The organism is Pseudaestuariivita sp. (assembly GCF_052825805.1).
In genome coordinates this window covers 241587-264521 of record NZ_JBRBVB010000002.1, presented here as the reverse complement: position 1 = coordinate 264521, position 22935 = coordinate 241587, and the positions used below count along the sequence as shown (strand labels likewise).

21 protein-coding genes are annotated in these 22935 nt (G+C 65.4%); 3 read left to right on the top strand and 18 right to left on the bottom strand.

The annotated features are described in order from the left end of the window. Positions 1-7: 7 nt before the first annotated feature. The 9 genes from ACU0B3_RS02355 to ACU0B3_RS02315 all read right to left on the bottom strand — a co-directional run bounded on the left by ACU0B3_RS02355 (position 8) and on the right by ACU0B3_RS02315 (position 10927). Positions 8-814 carry a phosphoenolpyruvate hydrolase family protein gene (locus ACU0B3_RS02355; protein ID WP_446259200.1) on the bottom strand — a complete coding sequence of 269 codons (807 nt, stop codon included), beginning with the start codon at positions 812-814 and terminating at the stop codon, positions 8-10. Between the two features lie 24 nt (positions 815-838). Then, the gene (locus tag ACU0B3_RS02350; RefSeq protein ID WP_446259199.1) at positions 839-2980 is read right to left on the bottom strand and encodes a Tm-1-like ATP-binding domain-containing protein; all 2142 of its coding nucleotides are present in this window, start codon (positions 2978-2980) and stop codon (positions 839-841) included. Beyond that, entirely contained in the window at positions 2977-3747 is a 771-nt protein-coding gene (locus ACU0B3_RS02345; protein ID WP_446259198.1) for an ABC transporter ATP-binding protein, read from the bottom strand. The genes ACU0B3_RS02350 and ACU0B3_RS02345 overlap by 4 nt, the downstream gene beginning before the upstream one ends. Then, positions 3744-4814, bottom strand: coding sequence for a branched-chain amino acid ABC transporter permease (locus ACU0B3_RS02340; RefSeq protein WP_446259197.1), 1071 nt, complete (start codon positions 4812-4814; stop codon positions 3744-3746). Before ACU0B3_RS02340 ends, ACU0B3_RS02345 begins: the two co-directional genes overlap by 4 nt. A 1-nt stretch (position 4815) precedes the next feature. Then, entirely contained in the window at positions 4816-5838 is a 1023-nt protein-coding gene (locus ACU0B3_RS02335) for a branched-chain amino acid ABC transporter permease (protein WP_446259196.1), read from the bottom strand. 170 nt (positions 5839-6008) lie between these two features. Then, the gene (locus tag ACU0B3_RS02330) at positions 6009-6830 is read right to left on the bottom strand and encodes a helix-turn-helix domain-containing protein (RefSeq protein ID WP_446259195.1); all 822 of its coding nucleotides are present in this window, start codon (positions 6828-6830) and stop codon (positions 6009-6011) included. 134 nt (positions 6831-6964) lie between these two features. Beyond that, entirely contained in the window at positions 6965-8398 is a 1434-nt protein-coding gene (locus ACU0B3_RS02325) for an aldehyde dehydrogenase family protein (RefSeq protein ID WP_446259194.1), read from the bottom strand. A 24-nt stretch (positions 8399-8422) separates the two neighbouring features. After that, on the bottom strand, positions 8423-9505 hold the full coding sequence (locus ACU0B3_RS02320) for a hypothetical protein (protein ID WP_446259193.1): 1083 nt from the start codon (positions 9503-9505) through the stop codon (positions 8423-8425). Positions 9506-9664: 159 nt separating this feature from the next. After that, entirely contained in the window at positions 9665-10927 is a 1263-nt protein-coding gene (locus ACU0B3_RS02315; RefSeq protein ID WP_446259192.1) for an ABC transporter substrate-binding protein, read from the bottom strand. Positions 10928-11194: 267 nt separating this feature from the next. On the opposite strand from ACU0B3_RS02315, the gene ACU0B3_RS02310 reads away from it, so the two are divergent. Continuing rightward, on the top strand, positions 11195-12298 hold the full coding sequence (locus ACU0B3_RS02310; RefSeq protein WP_446259191.1) for a 2'-deoxycytidine 5'-triphosphate deaminase: 1104 nt from the start codon (positions 11195-11197) through the stop codon (positions 12296-12298). 13 nt (positions 12299-12311) lie between these two features. Further along, positions 12312-13397, top strand: a complete 1086-nt coding sequence (locus ACU0B3_RS02305) for a hypothetical protein (protein ID WP_446259190.1) — start codon at positions 12312-12314, stop codon at positions 13395-13397. 255 nt (positions 13398-13652) lie between these two features. Here the strand turns inward: ACU0B3_RS02305 and ACU0B3_RS02300 are convergent, their stop codons facing one another. The 7 genes from ACU0B3_RS02300 to ACU0B3_RS02270 all read right to left on the bottom strand — a co-directional run bounded on the left by ACU0B3_RS02300 (position 13653) and on the right by ACU0B3_RS02270 (position 20364). Then, complete coding sequence (locus tag ACU0B3_RS02300; protein ID WP_446259189.1) at positions 13653-13856, bottom strand: hypothetical protein; 204 nt, start codon at positions 13854-13856, stop codon at positions 13653-13655. A 54-nt stretch (positions 13857-13910) separates the two neighbouring features. Beyond that, a complete protein-coding gene (gene scpB / locus ACU0B3_RS02295) occupies positions 13911-14579 on the bottom strand; it encodes an SMC-Scp complex subunit ScpB (protein ID WP_446259188.1) in 669 nt (222 codons plus the stop codon). Continuing rightward, positions 14576-15358, bottom strand: a complete 783-nt coding sequence (locus ACU0B3_RS02290) for a segregation and condensation protein A (protein WP_446259187.1) — start codon at positions 15356-15358, stop codon at positions 14576-14578. Before ACU0B3_RS02290 ends, scpB begins: the two co-directional genes overlap by 4 nt. Before the next feature lie 10 nt (positions 15359-15368). After that, on the bottom strand, positions 15369-16361 hold the full coding sequence (locus ACU0B3_RS02285; RefSeq protein WP_446259186.1) for a glycoside hydrolase family 3 N-terminal domain-containing protein: 993 nt from the start codon (positions 16359-16361) through the stop codon (positions 15369-15371). Further along, on the bottom strand, positions 16358-17311 hold the full coding sequence (locus ACU0B3_RS02280) for an SPOR domain-containing protein (protein WP_446259185.1): 954 nt from the start codon (positions 17309-17311) through the stop codon (positions 16358-16360). Before ACU0B3_RS02280 ends, ACU0B3_RS02285 begins: the two co-directional genes overlap by 4 nt. A gap of 71 nt (positions 17312-17382) precedes the next feature. Next, a complete protein-coding gene (argS, locus tag ACU0B3_RS02275; RefSeq protein ID WP_446259184.1) occupies positions 17383-19128 on the bottom strand; it encodes an arginine--tRNA ligase in 1746 nt (581 codons plus the stop codon). Between the two features lie 66 nt (positions 19129-19194). Further along, positions 19195-20364, bottom strand: coding sequence for a deoxyguanosinetriphosphate triphosphohydrolase (locus tag ACU0B3_RS02270; RefSeq protein ID WP_446259183.1), 1170 nt, complete (start codon positions 20362-20364; stop codon positions 19195-19197). A gap of 77 nt (positions 20365-20441) precedes the next feature. Here ACU0B3_RS02270 and ACU0B3_RS02265 point away from each other — a divergent pair, with 77 nt between their 5' ends. Beyond that, the gene (locus ACU0B3_RS02265; RefSeq protein ID WP_446259182.1) at positions 20442-20765 is read left to right on the top strand and encodes a HesB/IscA family protein; all 324 of its coding nucleotides are present in this window, start codon (positions 20442-20444) and stop codon (positions 20763-20765) included. A 131-nt stretch (positions 20766-20896) separates the two neighbouring features. Here ACU0B3_RS02265 and ACU0B3_RS02260 read toward each other — a convergent pair whose 3' ends face one another. Next, positions 20897-21997, bottom strand: a complete 1101-nt coding sequence (locus ACU0B3_RS02260; protein ID WP_446259181.1) for a DUF6902 family protein — start codon at positions 21995-21997, stop codon at positions 20897-20899. A 68-nt stretch (positions 21998-22065) separates the two neighbouring features. After that, positions 22066-22797: a hypothetical protein gene (locus ACU0B3_RS02255; protein ID WP_446259180.1), complete on the bottom strand. Its 732-nt coding sequence runs from the start codon at positions 22795-22797 to the stop codon at positions 22066-22068. Between the last annotated feature and the right edge of the window lie 138 nt (positions 22798-22935).

The window sequence follows — 22935 nt, the reverse complement described above, 5'->3', positions numbered from 1 at the left end:
CGTGCCATCAGCGCCTCCCGATCTTTTTGAAGGCGGCGGTTTGCTCGCGCAGGGCGATCTCGGTGGGCAGGCGCTCCATCGAAGAGGCGCCGTAGAAGCCGTGGCAGTGCTGGGTGTTTTTCAGAACAAAATCAGCGTCTTCGGGCATCGCGACCGGGCCGCCGTGTACCAGCACGATCGCGTCTGGATTGACGACGAGCGCAGCCTTGGCCCAGGCGTCGGTGAGCGCGGGCGCCTCTTCGAGCGTGACACCGGTTTCGGCACCGATTGCGCCGCCGGTGGTCAGGCCCAGATGCACGACGATGATGTCGGCGCCCGCCTCGGCCATGGCGCGGGCGTCGTCCTCGGAAAAGACGTAAGGCGTTGTAAGCAGGCCCTTTTCCGAGGCCATGCGGATCATCTCGACCTCGTGGGCAAAGCCCATGCCGGTCTCTTCGAGGTTGGCACGGAAGGAGCCGTCGATCAGCCCGACGGTCGGGAAGTTCTGGACGCCCGAGAAGCCCGCTGCCTTTACCTCGTCGAGGAACTTGTCCATCAGGCGGAAGGGGTCGGTCGCGCAGACGCCCGCGAGGACGGGGGTGTGTTTGACGACGGGGAGGACTTCGCCGGCCATCTCCATCACCACGCCGTTCGCGTCGCCGTAGGGCATGAGACCGGCAAGCGAGCCGCGGCCGGCCATGCGGTAGCGCCCAGAGTTGTAGATGACGATGAGGTCGATACCGCCGGCCTCCTCGCATTTCGCGCTGAGCCCAGTGCCTGCACCGCCGCCGATGATCGGTTCACCTTTGTCGCGCATCGCCCTGTATTTGCTCATCAATTCCGCGCGGTCATACATGGGTCAGGCTCCTTTCGCGCGGGCAGGACGGGCGTGGAAAGACCGGAAGGTCTTGACCACAAGGTCGGCAAAATCCGCATCGTTGATGTTGTTTGGCACGCGCACTAGTTGGCGGTTCGCGGTGTGATTGACGGTCGCCTCGAGCGTGTCGAAAAGCGCTTTGTTCGCGGCTGGGTCCCAGAACGGCTGGCCTGGCGCGTCGAGCATCGACACGCCACCCTCGGGCAGGAAAAAGCGCACCGGGCCAGTCATCTGATTGAGTTTTTCCCCGATAAAACGGGCCATTGCGACGTTTTCTTCAGGCGTTGTGCGCATCAAAGTGATCTGCGGGTTGTGCTCGTAAAAAAGCCGGTGCCGGTATTTCTCAGGCACTGTGTCCGGCGCGTTGAAGTTCACCATATCGAGCGCACCGCAGGACCCGATGAAGGGCAGACCTGCGCGGATCGAGGCATCGAACCGGGTGCCCTGAGCGGCAAAGACACCGCCGGCCACCATGTCACAGACTTCGGTCGTCGTGAGATCAAGAACGGCCGATAACATACCGCTATCAAGCAGTTTTTCCATGGAGCGTCCGCCAACGCCGGTGGCGTGAAAGACGAGGCAATCGTAGTCATCGCCGAGTTGCGCGGTGACTTGCTGGACGCAAGGGGTGGTCACGCCAAACATCGTCAGGCCGATGGCGGGTTTGTCCTCGCTGGGCGCGTGTGTGCGTCTTGCATGAACCATGCCCGCCAAGGCATTGGCACCGTTGGACAAAACCTCTCTCGTGATCGAGTTGATGCCCTGCACATCCGACACCGAATACATCATCGTGATGTCCGAGGGGCCGACGTATTGCTCGGTGTTGCCGGAGGCGACGGTAGAGACGATAAGCTTGGGCACGCCGACGGGCGGCACGCGAAAGGCGGGAGAGACGAGCGCCGTGCCGCCCGACCCGCCTGCGCTGAGAAGGCCAGCGATGTCGTGCTGGCCGCGCACCCATGCCTCGAAGGCGCGGGTCATGCCGGCAACCGCACTGCCCCGGTCGCCGGTGAAGACGGCGGACGCGCCGCGCGGGTGGTGGGCTGCGATGACATGGGGCGGAATGTCGGCGTTTGACGGGCCGCCGCTTGTGGAGAGGTCCACAAGTTTGACGGGCAAGCGCTGCGCCTTGACCGCGTCGGCCATGAAACGCAGCTCGGGGCCTTTGGTATCGAACGTGCCGCAGACATAGACGGTGCCGGTGCCTCTGGGCGCGCGCGTCTGGGCGGGGGCGAGCGGGACCACTTCGGCCTTAGGAAGATCGGTGACCGTGCGGGCAGAGCCCTCAAGCACGCGGACGGGCACGGGCGGGGTCCAGCGCGTCGGGACCTCCGGGTTCGACAGGTAAATCTTGGTGATCGCGCGGGTGTCGGGGGCAGTCTCTTCGGTCTGGCGCGGGCCGTCGTCAGTCTCGTCATGGGCGTGCCGCCCCACTCCGAGCAGCGCCTGCTGCAGGTCGCGGTCGCTGGCGAGAATGGAGCTTTCCATGACGCGGTTGATGCGCCCGTTCACCATGATCGCGACATCCGAGGCGACCTCGCAGGCGACGCCGATATTCTGCTCGATCACGAGGACGTCGATGTCGCCCTCCTGTCCCAGCCGCACGAGCATCTCGGCAACCTGGTTGACGATGACCGGCGCGAGCCCTTCGGTCGGCTCGTCCATCACGAGCAACTTGGGGTTGAGCAGGAGCGCGCGCCCGATGGCGAGCATCTGCTGTTCACCACCCGAGAGCTGACCGCCGCCGTTGGACTTGCGTTCGGCAAGGCGGGGGAAGACGGAGTAGACACGTTCGACCGTCCAGGCACCGCCGCGGGTCGCGACCAGCTTGAGGTGCTCGTCGACGGTGAGCGAGCGCCAGAGGCGGCGACCCTGAGGGACGTATCCGACGCCCATGCGGGCGGTCTCGGCAGGGCCAACGCCCGAGAGATTCTGTCCGTTCAGCGAGATCGAGCCGGAGGCGACGGGGACCAATCCCATGATCGCCTTGCAGAGCGTCGTCTTGCCCATCCCGTTGCGCCCGACGACCGACAGCACGCCTTTTCCGAGGGTCAGATCGACGCCTTGCAAGGCGTGGGACTGGCCGTAGTAGACGTTGAGATCGCGGACTTCGAGGGCGGTCAATGGTCGTCCCCCCCGAGATAAAGCGCTTGAACTTCAGGGTCTTCCTCGATTTCGGCGGGCTTGCCCTCCTTGAAGATGCGCCCGTTGTGCATCATCGTGACGTAGTCGCTGACGCGCAGGGCGACGTCCATGTCGTGCTCGATGATGATGTAGCCCATGTGGCTCGGCAGGCCGGTGAGGATGTCCACCAGCTCGCGCCGTTCGGTGGGGCTGAGACCGGCGGCGGGCTCGTCAAAGAGGATAAAGCGCGGCGCGCCGGAGAGGGCCATGGCGATCTCGAGCTGGCGCTGCTGCCCGTAGCTGAGATCGCTGACGATCGTGTCGCGCGCATCCCAGAGGTTGACCGTTTGCGTCAGCTCTTCGGCGGAGGAGACAAGCGCATCGTTCTTGCGGGGACGCACGAAGGAAAAGCGGCCGCGCGACACTCCGAGGCAGGCCAGATAGACGTTGTCGATCACCGAAAGGCCGGTGAAGAGAAGCGAGATTTGGTAGGTCCGGCGGAGCCCTCGGCGGATCCGCTCTTGTGGGGGAAAGGCGGTGACGTCTTCGCCGAAGAAGCGGATGGAGCCGGTGGTGGGCGGGAAATCCCCGGTGATGCAGTTGAAGAGCGTCGTCTTGCCCGCACCATTCGAGCCGAGCACCGCGCGGCGTTCGCCGGGGCGGACGGTCAGTTCGATGTCTGCGAGGGCCGCAAGCGCGCCGAAGGATTTGGACATGCCTTTGAGCTCGAGCGCGTTCTCGGTGCCGGTGGTGATGCGGGCGTTCATGAGCCACCCTCACCGGACTTGGCTTCCCCCGTCAGAGGGTCGCGGTTGCGGGAGGCTTTGAGCTTTTCCCAGAGGCCAAGAAGGCCGTCGGGGGAGAAGAAGACGATGACGAGGAACCCAAGCCCGATCAGCAGCTGGAAGCGTTCGCCCGAGAGGCCGAGCGTCAGCAGCACGTCGATGGCGAAGGTCTTGAGGATGACGTAGATGAACGCCCCGATAAAGGGTCCGATGGGGTGCAAGAGCCCGCCGACGACGGCGATCACGAGGATGTCGATGGCGGGCTGGATGCCGACGGTGCCGGGGCTGATCTGCGCCGATTGCCAGGTCAAGAGGATGCCGCCGATGCCTGCCGGGATCGCGGAAAAGGCATAGGCCGCAACACGATGCGCGGTGACGTTAAACCCAAGCGCCGACATACGGCGGGGGTTGTCGCGCACCCCTTGCAGGGCCAGCCCGAAGGGCGCGCGCTTGAGGTAGAGGACGGAGAAATACGTCGCCGCCGCCCAGAAGAGCGTCATGTAGTAGAACGCCTCGGGACCCCGCCAATCGACGCCAAAAAGCTGGGGCGGCAGGACTCCGTTAAAGCCTGAAAAGCCGTTGAAGATGTCGTAGTTCTGCCGGGTAAAGTAGAAGAACGCCGCCGCGATCGCCAGCGTGATCATGATCGTGTAGATGCCCTCGGTGCGCACCGCGAGCCAGCCGATGATGGTCGCAAAAAGCACGGTGATCACGAGCGCCAGCGGGATCGTCAGCCACCAGGGCCAGCCCATCGAGATCGTGTCGATGGCGCTTTCACCAAAGATCGCGACCATGTAGCCAGCGACCCCGGCAAAGGTCATCTGCGCGAGGCTCACCATGCCGCCGTATCCGGCGAGGAACATGAGCGACGAGGCGATCATGCCGAGGATGAACGTCCAGCCCATGATCTGGAACATGAAGAAATCCGAGGCAAAGCTGGGCACCACGAGCAGCACAAAGCCGACCACCCAGTAAGGGGCCGGGATGCGCTCGATCCAGACCTTGTTGGCGTCGCGCTTTTGCGCCGGGGTCATGTCGGTGACAGCCACGTCAGGACCTCCCCAAAAGGCCCTGCGGGCGGAAGGCGAGGACGACGACCATGATCAGGAACGTCAGCACGACGGCGTAGGTCGGGAAATAGACGGAGCCGAATTGCTCGGCGAGGCCGATGAGGAGCGCGCCCAAAGCGGCGCCCGGGATCGAGCCCATGCCGCCGACGATCACGACGACGAGCGAGGCAAGCAGGAACCGGGTGTCTTCACCCGGCGCGACGGACTGGAACGTGCCGCCCACGACGCCCGCGAGGCCGGCAAGCCCCGCGCCAAAGGCAAAGACGCCGACGAACACCAGCTGGATGCGTGCTCCGGTCGCGCTCAGCATGTCGCGGTCATCGACGCCGGCGCGGATCAGCATGCCGACGCGCGTCTTGTTGAGGAGCAGCCACATGGCAATCCCGATCACCACCGACGCGGCAAAGATCACGATCCGCACCATCGGGTACTTGAGATAGGAGGTCACGACCTCACCCGACCGGCGCACACGCTCGGAGGTCACAAGACCGGTCTCCAAAGGCCCGGACAGCCACTCGGGCGGGGTGATGTTGTAGAAATCACCCCCGAACGACCAGAGCATCAGGTCGGCGAGGACGATGGAAATCCCAATGGTGACAAGCGTTTGACGCAGGTCCTCGCCCTCCATCCGGCGGAAGACGAAGATCTGCATCAAAACGCCGACAATCGCAACGACGACAAACGCCACCGGGAAGGCAAGCAGCCACAGCCCCGTCCAATCGGCCACGAAATACCCGATGTACCCGCCCATGAGGTAGAGCGAGCCATGCGCCAGGTTGACGTTGCGCATCAGGCCAAAGATCAGCGTAAACCCGGAGGCCACGAGGAAATAGAGACCGCCCAGCGTGATCCCGTTGAAGAGCGCGTTGAGGAACACTTTCTTGCGCCCAATCGCGTCGATCAGCCATTCGGGCCAGACCGCGAATATCAGGTAGAGCAGCGCCAGCGCCAGCACGCCAAGGATCGCCGTCCAGATGGGATGCGCGCGGCCGAACGCTCTCATGCGCGGCCTCGCAGGCACGCGCCGCAGTGGCAGATGTCAGGGCCTCGTAATCTGGCCAAAGCTCTCCTCCCAGATGCTGACGGAGAGGCTAGCCAAGGGCGGCGGTCAGACCCGTATCCAAAAGTCTTGTCCGGTGCCCGCCCGTCGGTAAAAGAGGCGCCGCGCGCGGCTCAGGTCACCGTCGCCACGCGCCGGTAATCGGTGGGCGAAATCCCGACGTTGAGGGAGAAGAACCGCGTGAAAGACGCCTGGCTGGCAAACCCAAGATCATAGGCGATGTCGGTCACCGATTTGTCGGTGCCTGTCAGGTCCTCGATCGCCTGCTCGGAGCGCAGCGTGTTGAAGTAGACGTTCGGCGTCACGCCAGTCTGCATCTTGAAAAGCTTGAAGAAATGCGGCCGGCTCAGGCCCACTTCGGAGGCCAGCGCATCGAGGCCGTGCTGGTTGCCGAGGTAGCTCTTCATCAGCTGTTGCGAGCGGCGCACGCGGAAATCGGAGAACCGCCGCGCGCAGTCGAGGGCGTTCGGACGGCGCCGCCCGTCCCAGCTGGCCTCGTAGGCGCGCGAGACGAGATCGAGCAGCAGCGTCTCGACCTGCACGTCGCCGGCATCGGCCAGCATCATCGTCGTCAGCCGCCGCACCAGCGCGTCCATCATCGGCGACACCGTGACCTGCCGCCGCCCGAAATTCAGCGCGAAATCGGCGGAGCCGGAGTGTTCGAGGAACCACATCGGCTTGATGTAGAGCGTCAGCGTGAACACCGCGCCGTCGTCGGCAAGGTCAAAGGCGTGCGGCTCCCACGGGCTGATCGCAGCGGCGGTTGTCTTGTCACAGACCACCTTGCTGCGCCCGATCTTCATCCCGATGCGCGCGCCGGAGACGTAAAAGATCAAATGCCCTTCGCGGTGCGCATGTGTCGTGATCGGGCGGTCGAGTTCGTAAAGGGCAGCGCGCCCGAACTCGCCGTGGCTCACGGCAAGTGCTTGGCTCATATATCTCCTCCCCAGAAGATGGCGTGGTCGAGCTCCCCAGCCTGCCCGCGATTGAGGCAGGCGATTCGAGTCGTGGCAAGTGCCCGGGCGCACAATGAGACTTTTTGGTATGCCGCCCCGTCAAATGACGGGGTCTAGCCGCCGAATACGTAAGAGGTCTTGACCTGAGTGTAGAAGGCGCGGGCGTGGGCGCCCTGCTCTCTTGGCCCGAAACTCGATCCCTTGGTGCCGCCAAACGGCACGTGATAGTCGACCCCGGCGGTGGGCAGGTTCACGAACACCATCCCCGCCTGCGCGTGCCGGCGAAAGTGCTGCGCGTGTTTCAGCGACGTGGTGCAGATGCCCGCCGAGAGGCCAAAGGGCGTGTCGTTCGCAACGTGCAAGGCTTCTTCGTAGTCCCGCACCCGGATCACGCTCGCGACCGGGCCGAACACTTCCTCGCGGTTGATTGTCATGGCCGGGTCCGTGTCCGAAATGAGCGTCGGCGCGAGGAAGTACCCGGGCGTCGCGCAGCGCACCATATTGCCGCCCGCACGCAGGTTGCCACCCTCGCGCCGGGCAATGTCGATGTAGCGCAGGTCCTGATCCAGCTGCGTCCGATCCACCACCGGGCCGATCTGGCTCGCCGGATCGAGCGCCGGACCAACCTTGAGACCGCGCACTTTTTCAGCGAGCAACTCCACAAACCGGCCATGGATCCCCTCGGTGACGATGATCCGCGAGGACGCCGTGCACCGCTGCCCGGTCGAGAAAAACGCGCCATCAAGCGCCACGTCCGTCGCGCGCTCAAGATCGGCGTCATCCAGCACGACGAGGGGGTTCTTGCCGCCCATCTCGAGTTGTACCTTGCGGTTCATCGGGACCGAGGCCGCAGCAATGCGCTGGCCCGTGGGAACCGAGCCGGTAAAGCTGACCGCCTTGACCTCGGGCGCCGCGAGCAGGGCCGCGCCCACGACGCTCCCCTCGCCCATCACAAGGTTAAAGACACCCGGCGGGCAGCCGGCATTTTGAAGGACCTCCGCCAGCACCCAGGCGCAGCCGGGCACCAGCTCGGCGGGTTTGAGGATCACCGGGTTGCCGAAGGCCAGCGCCGGCGCCGTCTTCCAGGCCGGGATCGCAATGGGAAAATTCCAAGGCGTGATGAGCGCGACCGGACCCACCGGCTCGTGCGTGATCGCCACCTCGATGTCCGGCCTGACCGAGGGGAGCAGCTCTCCGCCTGCCCGGAGCGCTTCGCCTGCAAAAAAGTCGAAAATCCGTGCCGCGCGCGTTGCCTCGGCGATGCCCTCGGCGCGGATCTTGCCCTCCTCGCGGCTGAGGAGCGTGCCGATCTCCTCCGCTCGGGCCATCAGGTCAGCGGCAACCCGCGCCAAAAGATCGTGCCGCTCCTGCGGCGTGCTATGCGCCCAGCCCGGTGCCGCATCAGCGGCGGCACGCACGGCGGCTTGCGCCTCCGCCCGGCCGCCTTGCGCGTAGTGATCGATGATGTCTTTTGTGTCCGACGGGTTCACATTCGGCACCGCCTGCGCAGTCTCGATCCACTGGCCCCCGATCAAAAGCGGTTTCATGGCCGAAGTCTCATAGCGCGCGCCTCAATAGCTGGCCTCGAGGATCGCCTCGAGCCGTTCGGGCGGCGGCACCGGACAGCGCGCCGTGCCGCGCAGCACGTCGGCGGCGGCCTGCACATCGTCCCGGGCCAACCCCATATCCGCGAACTGGCGCGCCAGCGGGAGCGGGTCGAGGTGCTTGTCCAGCGCGCCCGCAAAGGCATCGGCCTGCGGCAAGCCGAGAATGGCGCGCACGACCTTTTCGTGGGCAAAGTCGCGCATCGCCGGATCGCCAAAGAGCCGCGGCGCCAGGATACGCCGCACCGCGCCCGCGTCGATCGCCCGCCCCGTCTGGCCGGCAAGGGCGGCGGTGAAAAGCTGCAAGGCGCCCGGCCCCTTCTGCTGCGCCAGCGCGCTCAGGAGCGAGGCCGCCATCAGGTTCTGCCCGGCCCGTGTCGTGTCCGGCCGCGGCCGCGCAAGCACAAGCCGCTGAAGCCCTTCGACCGCATACCCGTCTGCAATCGGGTTGAAATCCTCGCTCACCAGCGCCTCTAGGCAGCGCCCCAGCGTGTTGGCATAGCTGCTCGCCGCACCCTCTTCGGAGGCGCCGTCGAGAATCGTCGGATCGCAGATGATGACGCTGGGCGGCGCGATCTTGACGTCGGTGCGTCCCGACGCGGTTGTGGTGCAGGGATCCGGCAGACCATCCAGGCCCGGGATGACGTAAAAGTCGGGCAAGAAGCTGCGCTCCCGCAAGGTCTTGCGGTCCTGTGCCGGAACGGCCCCGTAGCGCTGCTTGGCGATCTCCTGTCGGCACTTGCGCGCAAAGGCGATGGCGCGGGCGGAGCCGTAGGCGACGATGGCCTGCGCCTTGCAGGCCGCGCCGTCCGCCAGCACCCGCGCACTCACGTCATACTTCGTGTCCTGCGCAAAAATCTCCACCCGCGTGATCGCACCCCGGTTCGGCAGGCCCGCCGCCACGCGCGCGGAAAGCTCGCTGCCCGACGGCGCGGCCTCGCTCAGCACCAACACATGCGCCGATCCGGCCTGCTCGAGCTCTGCCCGCAGCGCCTCTTCAAGCACATGCGCCGCAAAGTGGATGCGAGACTGGATGGAGATGAGCGTCATAAAGGGCAGCCGTTCGGGAGTGGCCGGGTCTGGCCTGCAGCGATGCGCCGGGCAAAACAGGATGGGACGTCTTGCCCGGCAAGATCAAAGGCCACCGCTAGGCGGCCTTTGAAGCTCGCGCCCGGGAACTCAGGCTCCCGGGCGAACGTCAGCGCGGCGTCAGTAGGACGTCTTGCACTCGGGCGTGTCACGCGAGGGCAGCCCCAGCGCGGCGAACGCCTCGGCATCGACGCCCATGGTCTGGTTCACGTTCTCGACGACCTTGATCAGCTTGTTCGAGAGCGTGCCGTCCTCGTTTTCGACCACTTCGGTGAGGAAGTTCGTGCCGATCGCCTGGCGGTTCTCGTCAAGCCGGATCGGCCCGTTCGGCGCGTCTTCCATCACGAGATCCGACAGGCAGCTGCGGAAAGCGGCATGGCCGTCCGACAGATCGCCCTCGACCTCGTCCATGCAGCGCGCCATCGCGATGGTCGCGTTGTAATACCCGGTCGCCATCAGCGCCGGCGAAGGGAAGCGGTCTTCAGGGGCAAACTGCTCCTGGTAGGCGGCAACAAACCGCTTCCAGTTCTCGTTGTCGAAATCGTCCGCCTGCGGGCCAGACGAGGGCACGCCGATCAGCGCCTCCTTGGCAGACCCTTTCGAGTTAAGGACCGTGCCGTCGACCATGATCGTGCCGCCAATCAGGTTCGCGTCGCCGCCCGCCTGCTGGTACTGGTTGAGGAAGTTCACAGCGTCGCCGCCGCCAAGGCCGAGGTAGATCGCGTCCACGTCATCCGGCAGCGCCGCGATGATCGAGCCAAAGTCCTTGGTGCCGAGCGGCACCCAGAAGCGGTCCGTGATCTCGCCGCCGGCCTGGCAATACTCCAGCGCGAAGCCGAGCACCTGCGTGTAGATGAACGAATAGTCTTCGCCGATCGTGGCAACGGTCTCGTAGCCCTTCTCGTTGAACACATACTCGCCAAGGCCCGCAGACCACTGCGCGCCGTCCATGTTGAACCGGAAGAAGTTCTCGGACGGCTCGACAAAGGTCGTCTCCTGCGCGCCCGAAATGCCGTTGATGAAGGTCACGCCCGGCTGGGTCTTGGAATAGTCGCGCAGCGCGATGCCTTCGGAGCCGGAGAGCGGCCCGATCAGGATGTCGACGCCGTCCTGCTCGACCACCTTGCGGGCGGCGCGCACGGCGCTGTCGGGGCTGGCATCGGTCGAGGCGGTGATCACCTCGATCGAGCGGCCACCTGCCATGTTCTCGATCTCGGCGAGCGCCACTTCGAAGCCGCGCTGGCCGTCTTCACCCAGCGCCGTATAGGTGCCTTCGAGCGTCGCCAGAAACCCGATCTTGAGCGGTTCGGCATGTCCGTCGGCAAAGGCCGCGGTGCCAAGCGTCAGCGCCAGCACGGAAGTGGCGCAGAATGTCCGTTTCATCATTGAGGATCCTCCCTGGGGTCTTGCGTCCCGGCCCGTAGGCGGGGCGCACAACATGTGCCGCGACGTGGCGCGCGGCCTGCCCCGTATTGGGACCCATGGCGTGGCGGGCGGGGATAACAAGGAATGCGGAGGCGTTACGAAAGGTCTCTTTATTGGCGGCTCGGCGCGGGCAGTCTGGCGCTTGGCCCTCCACCGCGGCACCGGCATTGAAGTTGCGCGCGCACGCGGGCAAAGTTGCGGCAGGATGGATTTAGGACAGTGCCGATGACCCCTGCCCCGGAGACACGCGCGGGTGTTCTGCCCAGCCAGGCGCTGCGCGAGATGATCGCGGCGGGCGCGCTTGCCGGCGCGCCGGAGATCACGCCCGAACAGGTGCAGCCCGCGAGCCTCGATCTGCGGCTCGGGACCGTGGCCTACCGGGTGCGCGCCTCGTTCCTGACCGGGCAGTCCAACACCGTGGCGGATCGCCTGCCGGAGTTCGAGATGCACCGGATCGAGCTTGGCGCGGAGGGCGCGGTGCTCGAAAAAGGCTGCGTCTACCTCGTTCCGCTCATGGAGCGGCTGGCTCTGCCCGAGGGCATTTCGGCCGTCGCCAACGCCAAGAGCTCCACCGGGAGGCTGGATCTCCTCACGCGGCTGGTGATCGACGGCGGGGCGGAGTTCGACCGCATCCCCGCGGGCTACACCGGTCCGCTTTACGCCGAGATTTGCCCGCGCTCGTTCTCGGTCAAGGTCCGGCCCGGGATGCGGCTCAACCAGATGCGCCTGCGGCAGGGTGATGCGGTGCTGAGCGACGCGGACCTGACGGAGATGCACGCGGAGAGCCCTCTGGTGACGGGCGGCGCGCCGGTGATCGCGGATGGTCTCGGCTTTTCCGTGGACCTGAGGCCAAAGGACGGCACGCTGGTCGGCTACCGGGCCAAGCCGCACACCGGGGTCATCGACCTCGACCGGCTCGGCCACTACCCCATCGCTGAATTCTGGGAGGACGTGCGGTCCGAAAACGCTCGCATCATCCTCGACCCCGGCGCGTTCTACATCCTCGTCAGCCGCGAGGCCGTCACCATCCCACCGGACACCGCCGCCGAAATGGCGCCGTACCTTGCCATGGTCGGCGAGTTCCGCGTGCACTACGCGGGCTTTTTTGATCCCGGATTTGGCCATGCAGCCGCTGGCGGCGCAGGCGCGCGCGGCGTGCTCGAGGTCCGCTGCCACGAGGCGCCCTTTGTGCTCGAACACGGGCAAATCGTCGGGCGATTGATTTACGAGCGGATGCTGGCGGAGCCTGACGTGCTTTACGGACGCGAGATCGCGTCCAACTATCAGGGTCAGGGACTGAAACTGTCGAAACACTTTCAACCGAGCTGACGAGGAGGCTGCGATGTCGACCGAAACCTTCATGGCCATGAAAGGCGCCGGCTACTACTCCCGCGCCACGACCGGCGCGCGTGACGTGATCCTCAAGGCGAAAACGGATGTGGAGGCGGCGTTGTCCGGCCTCATCGCCGACGGCGGCCCGATCACGCTGACCGACATGGGCGCGGCGGACGGAGGCACGTCGCTGCCGATGTGGGGGGAGGTCATCGCCGATCTCAAGGCCCGCCTGCCGGAGCGCGATGTGCAGCTGGTCTACACAGACCTGCCGCGCAACGACTTCTCCCAGCTCTTCCAGATCGTGCAGGGTCTGACCGAGATCGAGAGCCCGCTTGCCGGGATGCCGGGCCTGTCGGTGCTCGCCTCGGCCACGTCCTTTCACCGGCAGATCGTGGCGGCAGGCACGCTCGACCTCGGCTTCTCCGCCACTGCCTCGCACTACATCGCCGAGACGCCCTGCGACATCCCTGATCACGTGCACATGGTCGGCGCCTCGGGAGACATCCGCGATGCCTACCGCGCCAAAGGCGCCAAAGACTGGGAGGCGCTCCTCCTCGCCCGCGCGCGCGAGCTCAAACCCGGCGGTCACCTCGTGCTCTACAACTTCGGCATCGACGGAGAAGGCCGCTATCTGGGCAACACCGGCGGGCAGAACATGTTCGACACGTTCGACGCCCTCTGGCGCGAGATGGGCGCCTCCGGCGATTTGACCGAAGACGAAGTGCGCGGCACCAACTTCCCGCAGGTCTACCGCACGGTCGAAGAATTCACCGCACCGTTCGAGGGTGGCCCGGTCGTCGAGGCCGGCCTCGAGCTGGTCTCCGCCAAAACGCTCGTCACCCCCTGCCCCTACGCCGTGGCCTTTGCCAAAGGCGGGCAAAGCGCCGCGGACTTCGCCAAAGCCTACGTGCCGACCCTGCGCAGCTGGTCCGAACCGACGTTCGCATCGGGCATCGCATCGCGCAGCCCGACCGAACAGGCGCGCCTCCTCGACCAGTTCTACGGCGCCTACGAGGCGCGCGTTGCCGCCGATCCCACGGGCCACGGCATGGACTACGTCCACTGTGCCATCGTCGCCCGCAAACGCGGCTAGCAACATGCGCCTCAGACTTGATCCGGGGCCTCTAGGTTATGCTGAAGGCGAGGCTGCCTAAGACCATAAACAAATTGGCCTAGATCAAAGCCCCCGCCTGACGTTTACGTCAGGCCGCGCCGACCCGCCCCCATGGGGCGGCGCGAATGCGCCACCCCTCGGGTCGGCGCGTGTACATCCGTTTCGAATGCCCCACATATCAGTCGTGTGCAAAGCAAGTCTCGGGTCAGGCCCGGCACGCAAACCGCATCATCTCTACCCGATGCTGCGCCCGATCCGGCGGGCGCGGCGCTCGGCGCGGATGCGGTCGCGCTCGGCGAGGTCGGCGTCAGACACCGGCACGTAAGGCCCCGCGTTCTGACGGTTCTTGACCGCGCGCACACCGGCGCCGACAGCCGCATTCATTCCGCGCCGCATCACCATGCGCAGCGCCATGTTCAAAATCTGATTGGCAGACATCACTCACATCCTCAGTCAACTCCCCGCCCGCAGACGTAGCGCCGAAATGTGACGTCACCTTGGCGACTTCTCGTCCTCTTCTGCATCAAAGAGGCCATCTTGAGTCGAAGTGTCGCCATCCTCGCCCTCGTCAGGCGGCGGGCGGCTCTCGAGCAGCCCCGCCGAACGTAGCTCCTGCAGCCCCGGCAGATCCCGGGCGCTTTCGAGGCCAAAGTGATCGAGGAACTTTTCCGTCACCACAAAGGTCACTGGCCGCCCCGGCGTCATGCGCCTGCGGCCGAACCGGATCCACTCCAGCTCCAAAAGCTGATCAATCGTCCCCCGGCTGACCGAGACGCCCCGGATCTCTTCGATCTCGGCCCGCGTGACCGGCTGGTGATAAGCGACAATCGCCAAAGTCTCGACGGCGGCGCGGGAGAGCTTGCGCACCTCAACCGTCTCTTTCTGCATCAAAAACCCGAGGTCCGCCGCCGTGCGGATCGCCCAAGCCTCGCCCACCTTGACCACCGCGACGCCGCGCCCCTCATAGCGCTTTTGCACCGCGCGCACCGCCACCGACGCGTCCGAGCCATGCGGCATGCGTGCGTTCATGTCCGCCACCGACACCGGCTCGGCGCTGGCAAAGAGGATCGCCTCGACCATGCGCTCCTGCTCGCCTTGCGGCGGCGCCTCGAAAAGGCTGTCGCGGATCGGGTCCTCGGGGGCGTTACTTGCGTCTGTCACGTGGCTTTCCGGCGCAGCTCGATAGGGGCAAACGTCTCGGATTGGCGTAGCTCAAGGTGCCCCTCCTTGGCCAGTTGCAGCGAGGCGGCAAAGGTCGCCGCCGTGGCCGAGCGGATCATGTCCGGCGCGCCCGTCCAGCCCTCCGGCAGATAGGCCGAGAGCGTCGTCCAATTGCCGGCAAACCCGATCATCCCGCGCATCCGGTCGAGCGCCTGCTCCATGGTAAAGACGCGGTCGCGGTCCATCACAAACGGGCGGAACTCGTCCTTGGTGCGGATGCGCGCATAACCCTGCATCAGATCGAGCAGCGTCGCCGTATATGTCACCTTGCGCACCCGCTCGACGCGCTCCGGCACACCGCGTTGGAAGAAATCGCGCCCCAGCTGGTCCCGCCCCATCAGCCGCGCCGCCACGTCGCGCATCGCGTTCAGCCGTTCGAGTTGGAAGGCCAGGTGCGCGGCCAGCTCCTCCCCCGACGGCCCTTCGTCCGCCGGATCGGGCGGCAAGAGCAGCCGCGATTTGAGAAAGGCGAGCCAGGCCGCCATCACGAGGTAATCGGCAGCCAGCTCGATCCGCAGCTCCTTCGCCTTGTCGATAAACGCCAGGTACTGCCGCGCGAGCGACAGAACGGAGATCTGCCGCAGGTCGACTTTTTGCGTGCGCGACAGGGTCAGCAGCAGGTCCAGGGGGCCTTCGAACCCGTCCACGTCCACGATCAGCGCCTCCGCCGCGAGGCGGTCGGCCACCGGGAGGTGCGCGTCTTCGAAATCGTCAGCCATCGGGGCGCTTTCAGCCGGGCAAGAGTTCTGCCAGCTTGGCCTCAAGGGCGGGAATGTCAACCGGAGCGGGTGTGGCCCGCGCCGCCAGCGCCGCCCGCCCGCGCTTGAGACTGTCGGCGCGCATGGTCGGTACAGCCTCGGCAATCGACCGCATCTCGCCCAGATCGCCGTTGCAATGCAGCGTCACGTCACAGCCCGCCTCGAGCGCCTGAACCGAGCGCTCGGCAACCGTGCCATCAAGCGCCTCCATGGAAATATCGTCCGTCATCAGAAGGCCTTGGAAGCCGATCTTCATGCGGATGAGGTCGATCATCACCGGGCTGATCGTCGCCGGGCGCGGGTCGATCTGTTCGTAGATCAGGTGCGCGGTCATACCCAGCGGCAGGTCAGAAAGTGCTTGAAACGGCGAAAAGTCATTGGCCTCGAGCGTTTCTGCGGCGTATTTCACCCTTGGCACGGAGAGGTGCGAGTCCACCGTCGCGCGTCCGTGGCCGGGAATGTGTTTGATGACCGGCAGGACCCCGCCCTCCATCAGACCGCCCGCAACAGCTTGCCCGATGGCGGAAACCGACGCCTTGTCAGAGCCATAGCAGCGGTTCTTGAGAAACGGGTGCGTGGCGTCGTTTGCGATGTCGAGGGTCGGGATGCAATTGACATCGATCCCGAGCGACAAAAGCTCGTGCGCGATGATGCGCGCGCGCAGATACATGCTTTGCGCCGCGGAGGTGCCCGCGGCCTGCACCTGATCGAGGGGCGGCATCCATTGGCGCGCGAGGGGTGGCGTGATGCGTTGCACCCGGCCACCCTCCTGATCGATAAGGATCGGTGCATCGTAGCCTACTGCATCGCGCAAAGCTTCCGTCAAAGCAATGGTTTGCGCTGCACTCTTGATGTTTCGCGTGAAGAGGATAAAGCCCCACGGCCGCACGTCGGCAAAGAACCGCGCCTCCTCGCTGGTCAGCTTGTCTGCCGCACACCCGAGGATGGCCGGCAGATGGCTCATCGCGCCACCACCGGGATACAGTCGGCGCGCTGCGCGGAAAGTGCGGAGCAAAAGCGGCGTGCGTCGCTGAGGTCGGCAAAGCCGGTTGCGCGAAGGCGATAGAACACGCGGCCACCCGTGGTTGCCTTTTGCACAACGCGCTGTTTTCCCTCGAAATAATCTCCGAAGCGGGCTGTCAGGCGCTCCCATTCCGCGCGCGCGACGGTGGGGCTGTCAAAGGCGCCGAGCTGCACGAGGCGGGTGCCGGCAGGGATGCTGGCCGCCGCCACGTGCTGCGGCGCGGCCTGAACGGCAGAAACGGATGCTGCCGCAACGCGCACGGTAGAGAGGTCCGCCGGGCGCAGCTGCGGGCGCAAGGACCGAGCCAGGGCGCCCTCGGGAACGGGGATCACTTCTGGCGTGGCAACGGTCGCGCCGTTTGTGGACACAACCTGCGTTTGCACCTCGGGCGTCTCGACGGGGGCCGACGCGCTGAGGGGCGCGACGCCATTTGCGATCTCGTCCGCGAGGGCGAGAATGGCCGCTGTGCCGGTGGTTTCGGAAGCTGTTTCAGGGGCTTGCACGGCGATCTTCGGCTCTGGGGCAAGCTCGATCGCGGCGGTGCCAACACCGAGGGGCGCGTCATCACCCGTGATGCCGGGTTGTGCCGGGATAAGGAGGAGACGCTCTGCCGTGGGTTGCGCGGCGCCGGCGCCTGCGACCTTGTTCACGGCAAAGCCCTGGTGCGAGGCCGCCTGCCCGCCGGGATTTTCCGGCGCGATGCGCATCGGTCCGTCGAGTGCGCGTACGACCGGCACGCCGCTCACATCGCGCATGACCATCTGATAGCCCCAGACGCCAATGCCCGCCAGAAGCGACAACGACACCACGGCGCCCGCCACATTTGCCAATGTTCCAAAGGAGTTGTAGGGCGAAGCTGAGCCCGCCATCTGCATGGATAAATCCGCCATTTCTGCCTCACCTGCCGTGCGGATACGGTGCCCGCGCGATCACTTGGTTGATGCCCGAATGGCGGTTGCGCTCAGCGCATATCCGCCATCGGAACAACCCCAAGGATACCGAGGCCCGCCGCGATCACAACAGAAACGCCCCGCGCGAGCGCGATTTTCGCCTGAGATGTGGCAGTGTCGCCATCTTGCACAAAACGAAGGCTGGGCTCGTCGTTGCCACGGTTCCAAAGCGCGTGGAACTCAGCGGCAAGCTCCCCCAGATAGCCCGCCACGCGGTGCGGCTCGTTCGTGCGCGCGGCGATCTCGATCAGGCGCGGGAACTCGGCGATCTTGCGCAATACGGCAAGCTCCGCCTCGTGATCGAGGCACGACAGGTCCGCCGCGCCAAGCGCCTGATCCGACACGTCAATTCCGGCCTCGCGCGCCTTGCGCAGCACAGAATGCACGCGCGCATGGGCGTATTGCACGTAGAACACCGGGTTCTCGCGGCTTTGCTCGAGCACCTTGTCGAAATCGAAATCGAGCGGCGCGTCGTTCTTGCGCGTCAGCATGATGAAACGGGTCACGTCCGGGCCGACTTCTGCGATCACGTCGCGCAGGGTCACGAAGGTCCCTGCCCGCTTGGACATCTTGAATTCGGCGCCGTCTTTCCAGAGCTTGACCAGCTGCGTGAGCTTGATGTCCAGAGGGACCTTTTCGTCCGAAAGCGCGGCGACGGCGGCCTTCATCCGTTTGACATAGCCGCCATGGTCGGCGCCGAAGACGTCGATGAGCGCGTCGAAGCCGCGTTGGCATTTGTCGTAGTGATAGGCGATGTCAGGCGCGAAATAAGCCCAAGCGCCGTCCGATTTCTGCACCGGGCGGTCCTCGTCATCGCCGAATGCGGTCGAGCGGAAGAGCCACTGCTCGCGCGCCTCCCAATCCTCGGGCTTTTTGCCTTTTGGCGGGGGCAAGGTCCCCCAATAGATGAGGTCCTTGCCTTTGAGATCGTCGATGGCCGCCTCGATCCGGCCGGTCCCGTAGAGCGACTTTTCACTGAAAAACACGTCCATCGTGACGCCAAGCGCGGCGAGGTCGTCGCGGATCAGGTCCATCATGGCATCGGTGGCAAAGACGCGCACATCGGCGAGCCAGACCGATTCATCGGCACCGACATAGGCATCGCCAACCTTGTCCTTGAGCGCCTGGCCGACGGGAACGAGGTAGTCACCTGGGTATGTGCCGTCCTCGAAGGCGACGTCCTGGCCGTGTGCCTCGAGGTAGCGCAGGTAGACGGAGCGCGCGAGCGTGTCGACCTGGGCGCCGCCATCGTTGATGTAGTATTCGCGCGTGACGTCATAGCCGGCGAAGGCAAGGAGCGCGGCGAGCGCGTCGCCGAAGACTGCGCCGCGGGTATGGCCGACGTGAAGCGGACCGGTGGGGTTGGCGCTGACGTATTCGACGTTGACCTTTTGCCCGGCGCCCATAGCAGACCGGCCGAAATTTATGCCGTGTTCCAAGACCTTGGGCGGCAAAGCTTGCCAGACGGAGGGCGCAAGGCGCAAGTTGAGGAAGCCCGGGCCGGCGACGGAGGCTTCGGTGATACTTGCAACCGATTGCAGTTGGGCGGCGAGCGCCTCGGCGATGGCGCGGGGCGGCATCTTGGCCTTTTTGGCGAGCACCATGGCGGCGTTGGTGGCCATGTCGCCATGCGCCGGATCGCGCGGCGGCTCGACGGTCACCGCGTCAAAGCTGAGCCCTTCGGGCAGCGTGCCTGCCTCGGTCATCGCGGTCAGATCACCCAAGATGCGCGCGCGCATGTCGGCAAAAAGGTTCATGGGCCAAAGGCTCCTTGGTGGGACGAGCGGGTGGTACGATTCTCCCCGAGGTTCGTCAATCGGCGCTCAGGTGTGCGGCCCGGGTTTGAGCCCGGCGGGCAGCGGGCCGATGAGGCGCTGGTGCTCCTGCAGGGCAAAGCGGTCGGTCATGCCGGCGATGTAGTCAGCCACCAGCCGGGCACGCGCGGTTTCAGTGCTGCCTTGGGTCCCGGCGCTCCACCGGTCGGGCAGATCGGAGGGGTGCGCCATGTAGTGCGGGAAGAGCGCATCGATCACTTGCGTGACACGCGCGCGTTCATCCATCACTTGAGGTGCGCGGTACATCTGCCTGAAAAGAAATGCTCTTATCGTTTGCAGGTCGCGCCAGTAGCTGTCCGAAAAGCGGATGACGGGACGGCCAAGGTTGCGGATGTCAGCGGCTGTCTCAGCGCCGCTGTCCGACAGGAGCGCTTGCGAGGTTTCGATCACATCCCCAACCATCTCGCCAAAGACATGGCGCAGCGCCTCGTGCCTGCGGCGGCGCGGATCGAGGCCGGGCCAGTCGGCATCGACGCGCGCATAAGCGGGTGCAAGGAGCGGCAACGCCTCGAGATCGGCGTCGGTGAAGAGCCCTGCACGCAACCCGTCGTGCAGGTCGTGGTTGGTGTAGGCGATGTCGTCCGAGAGCGCCGCCACCTGCGCCTCGGCGCTTGCGTGGGTGGCCAGCTCGAGGTCATGCTCGGCGCTGTAGGTGGCCAGCGCATAGGGCAGTTCTCCGGTCACCGGACCGTTGTGTTTTGCAATGCCTTCAAGGGTTTCCCAGGTGAGGTTCAACCCGTCGAAGGCGGCATAGTGCCGTTCGAGCGAGGTCACGATGCGCAGCGTCTGGGCGTTGTGGTCGAACCCGCCGTAGGGCGCCATGAGCGCGTCGAGCGCGTCCTCTCCGGTATGGCCAAAGGGCGTGTGGCCGAGGTCATGCGCAAGCGCGACCGCCTCCGTCAGCTCGCCATTCAGTCCGAGCGCCCCGGCAATGGTACGCGCCACCTGCGCCACCTCGATCGAGTGCGTGAGGCGGGTGCGGTAGACATCGCCCTCGTGCTCGACGAACACCTGCGTCTTGTGCTTGAGCCGCCGAAAGGCCGTCGCGTGGATGATCCGGTCGCGGTCGCGCTGGAAGCAGGAGCGAAAGGCGCTTTCTTCCTCGCGCACGCGTCTGCCGCGCGACGCCGCCGGGTCGCACGCATAGGGGGCTGCCATGGTCTGCCTCGCGTCTTGTTGCGCGTATGCTGCTACATATATAGTGAGGTGATCCCAAACGCCATCGAGGTGATCCGATGAATGTGCCCCCGTCCGTGACCGATGCCGCCTTTGACCGGCTGGCCGAGATTGGCGCCGCCGATGCCGGCCAGGCTTTGCGCGTGGCTGTGGAGGGCGGCGGGTGTTCGGGCTTTCAGTACGACATCAAGCTGGATGCGCCGGGTGAGGACGATCTGGTGCTGTCGGGCAAGGGGCAAAAGGTCGTGGTCGACGCGGTTTCCCTGCCCTTTCTGGCGGGCGCGGTGATCGACTTTTCCGACGAGCTGATTGGCGCGCGGTTCGTGATCGAGAACCCGAATGCTACAGCCTCCTGCGGCTGCGGCACCAGCTTTTCGATCTGAGCGGCGATTGCAATAAATCGGAAATTCAAAGCACACGCCTGACAGGCACTGTCAGGCCGCGCCGACCCGCCCCCCTGGGGCGGCGCGCGAACTTCTGTCGCCAAGAAGCCAAAATAAATTTGGCTTCGTTCCTAAACACCAAATCCCGACGTCAGCCCCATCGGCACGGTGTCCAGCTGCACCGGGCGGGCAAAGTGACCGAAGAACGCCTCGAAATCCGGCGCCGTCTCGGCGACATACATCAAGTGCTCATAAGCCGTATCGCTGATCGCGGCCGCGAGGCGGCGCTGCATCAGCGGCCAGTCGGGGCTGCGCGCGGGGTCGAGCATCAGCGCCTGGCTCACCTCCCGCAGTGCATGGACGTCGGGCTGCGGCACGACAAAGTCGACCGGGCCGCTCTCGGGCAACTCGCTGGCAAAGAGCGCGCCGCCCCGGATGTGCGCGTGCCAGGAGGTCACGAGGAACTGGTGGTACCCGTCGGGCTGCGCGGTGTGATCGCGCGGCAGAACGCGGGTCTGCGCGACATACCCCTCGAGCCAGGTCTCCCACGCCGCGGGCACGGACCAGCCGGCAAAGCGCAGGGCGACGCAGATTTCTGAAAGCAGGTCCGCGTTCATCTCGAGCGCGGCAAGCGTGCCGGCGGCGTGCAGCGACCGCTCCACGGCACGAGGCAGGTTCGGGTCCCACCGGCCGTAGCCGCTAAGGTAAAAGACGATGTGCGTCAGCTCGTAGGCCGCCTTCTTGTTCGGCAGTGCAAAGGTCGCCTCGCGCGACGCAAAGGCGCGCAGTCGGTCGTCGAGGCCGGTATCCTGGACGGGATCGACGCCGCGCCGCTGCATCAGGCGCCGCGCTTCGGCGCGTTGCAAATCGCTCATCTCGGCATCGGCCAGGCCGGACTGCGCGGCAAAGGCGACAAGCGTCTCGCCCGTCGTGCCACAGCCGGTCAGGTCCTCGAGGTCCAGCGTCATGGCGAGGAAAAAGCGGTAGTATTGCGGGAAATACGCCATCCGCTCGGCGACGCGGTCGTAGAACACGTCATAGGCCGAGAGCGCGTTCGCCGGCAGCTCGATGTCCGCGCTTTCCAGCACGCCCAGCAGCTCGGCGTTTTCCTTGAGCCAGAGCACGTCTTCGCCAAAGCGGCGCCCGTGGGCAAAGATGTCGGCCAGGCGGCGGATGCGCTCGGGCTGGCTTTGCACCTTGGGTTTGAAATTCACAGCAACGACGTTGGACATGGTGTGCTCCCCTGGCAGCGTGACGCAAAAAGGGCGCCCACAATGGACGCCCCCTTGCGCAGGTCGATTTACATCGAGGTGGTGAAGGCGTGTGCGGCCTCACCTGCCTCGGCGTCCGAGCCGGAGACCATGGAGGTGGTAAATGCTTCGGTGGCTTCGCCTGCGCCTGCGTCGGAGCCGGAGATCATCGACGTCGTGAAGGCTTCGGTTGCCTCACCTGCGCCTGCGTCGGAGCCGGACACCATCGACGTGGTGAACGCCTCGGTGGCTTCGCCAGCGCCTGCATCGGAGCCACAGATCATCGAGGTGGTGAACGCTTCAGTTGCTTCGCCCGCGCCTGCATCCGAGCCTGAGATCATAGAGGTCGTGAAGGCTTCGGTGGCCTCGCCTGCGCCTGCGTCGGAGCCAGAGATCATCGAGGTGGTGAAAGCTTCAGTCGCCTCGCCTGCACCCGCGTCGGAGCCGGAGATCATCGACGTCGTGAAGGCTTCGGTTGCCTCACCTGCGCCTGCGTCCGAGCCGGACACCATCGACGTGGTGAAGAGATGCGCGCCTTCGCCCGACGCTGCGTCCGAACCGGAAACCATCGAGGTCGTGTACGCACCAACCGCGCCGCCTGTGCGGGCGTCGGTGCCGCTGACCATCGAGGTGGTGAAAAGCTCGGCGCCGGTGCCGGCGAGGATCGACGTGTCCGCCGAAACCATGGACGTGGTAAACATGTCCGCGCCTTCGCCCGTCAGAGCGTCGATACCTGCAACGTCTTGAACTGCCGAGGTATTTTTGAACTTGAGCTGTGTCATGGGGTTCCCTCCGTGGGTGTCAAAAGTGTCAAAGACCAACACCTCGGAGGCTTGCACGGAAGGATTGAGTGGAAAATGTTAATTTCTTGTTAAGGTAGTTTTCCACAAGGCATTTCGCCTTAGAAGATCGCCTCAGAT

What these genes read in the sequence shown, in the direction of transcription:
- ACU0B3_RS02310 (WP_446259191.1), top strand. Translation starts at nt 11,195, where the DNA reads ATGACCCCTGCCCCGGAGACACGCGCGGGTGTTCTGCCCAGCCAGGCG.
- argS (WP_446259184.1), bottom strand. Translation starts at nt 19,128, where the DNA reads ATGAACCTTTTTGCCGACATGCGCGCGCGCATCTTGGGTGATCTGACC.
- ACU0B3_RS02300 (WP_446259189.1), bottom strand. Translation starts at nt 13,856, where the DNA reads ATGTCTGCCAATCAGATTTTGAACATGGCGCTGCGCATGGTGATGCGG.
- ACU0B3_RS02330 (WP_446259195.1), bottom strand. Translation starts at nt 6,830, where the DNA reads ATGAGCCAAGCACTTGCCGTGAGCCACGGCGAGTTCGGGCGCGCTGCC.
- ACU0B3_RS02325 (WP_446259194.1), bottom strand. Translation starts at nt 8,398, where the DNA reads ATGAAACCGCTTTTGATCGGGGGCCAGTGGATCGAGACTGCGCAGGCG.
- ACU0B3_RS02335 (WP_446259196.1), bottom strand. Translation starts at nt 5,838, where the DNA reads ATGAGAGCGTTCGGCCGCGCGCATCCCATCTGGACGGCGATCCTTGGC.
- ACU0B3_RS02260 (WP_446259181.1), bottom strand. Translation starts at nt 21,997, where the DNA reads ATGTCCAACGTCGTTGCTGTGAATTTCAAACCCAAGGTGCAAAGCCAG.
- ACU0B3_RS02270 (WP_446259183.1), bottom strand. Translation starts at nt 20,364, where the DNA reads ATGGCAGCCCCCTATGCGTGCGACCCGGCGGCGTCGCGCGGCAGACGC.
- ACU0B3_RS02345 (WP_446259198.1), bottom strand. Translation starts at nt 3,747, where the DNA reads ATGAACGCCCGCATCACCACCGGCACCGAGAACGCGCTCGAGCTCAAA.
- ACU0B3_RS02315 (WP_446259192.1), bottom strand. Translation starts at nt 10,927, where the DNA reads ATGAAACGGACATTCTGCGCCACTTCCGTGCTGGCGCTGACGCTTGGC.
- ACU0B3_RS02290 (WP_446259187.1), bottom strand. Translation starts at nt 15,358, where the DNA reads ATGGCTGACGATTTCGAAGACGCGCACCTCCCGGTGGCCGACCGCCTC.
- ACU0B3_RS02320 (WP_446259193.1), bottom strand. Translation starts at nt 9,505, where the DNA reads ATGACGCTCATCTCCATCCAGTCTCGCATCCACTTTGCGGCGCATGTG.
- ACU0B3_RS02285 (WP_446259186.1), bottom strand. Translation starts at nt 16,361, where the DNA reads ATGAGCCATCTGCCGGCCATCCTCGGGTGTGCGGCAGACAAGCTGACC.
- ACU0B3_RS02265 (WP_446259182.1), top strand. Translation starts at nt 20,442, where the DNA reads ATGAATGTGCCCCCGTCCGTGACCGATGCCGCCTTTGACCGGCTGGCC.
- ACU0B3_RS02305 (WP_446259190.1), top strand. Translation starts at nt 12,312, where the DNA reads ATGTCGACCGAAACCTTCATGGCCATGAAAGGCGCCGGCTACTACTCC.
- ACU0B3_RS02280 (WP_446259185.1), bottom strand. Translation starts at nt 17,311, where the DNA reads ATGGCGGATTTATCCATGCAGATGGCGGGCTCAGCTTCGCCCTACAAC.
- ACU0B3_RS02355 (WP_446259200.1), bottom strand. Translation starts at nt 814, where the DNA reads ATGAGCAAATACAGGGCGATGCGCGACAAAGGTGAACCGATCATCGGC.
- ACU0B3_RS02255 (WP_446259180.1), bottom strand. Translation starts at nt 22,797, where the DNA reads ATGACACAGCTCAAGTTCAAAAATACCTCGGCAGTTCAAGACGTTGCA.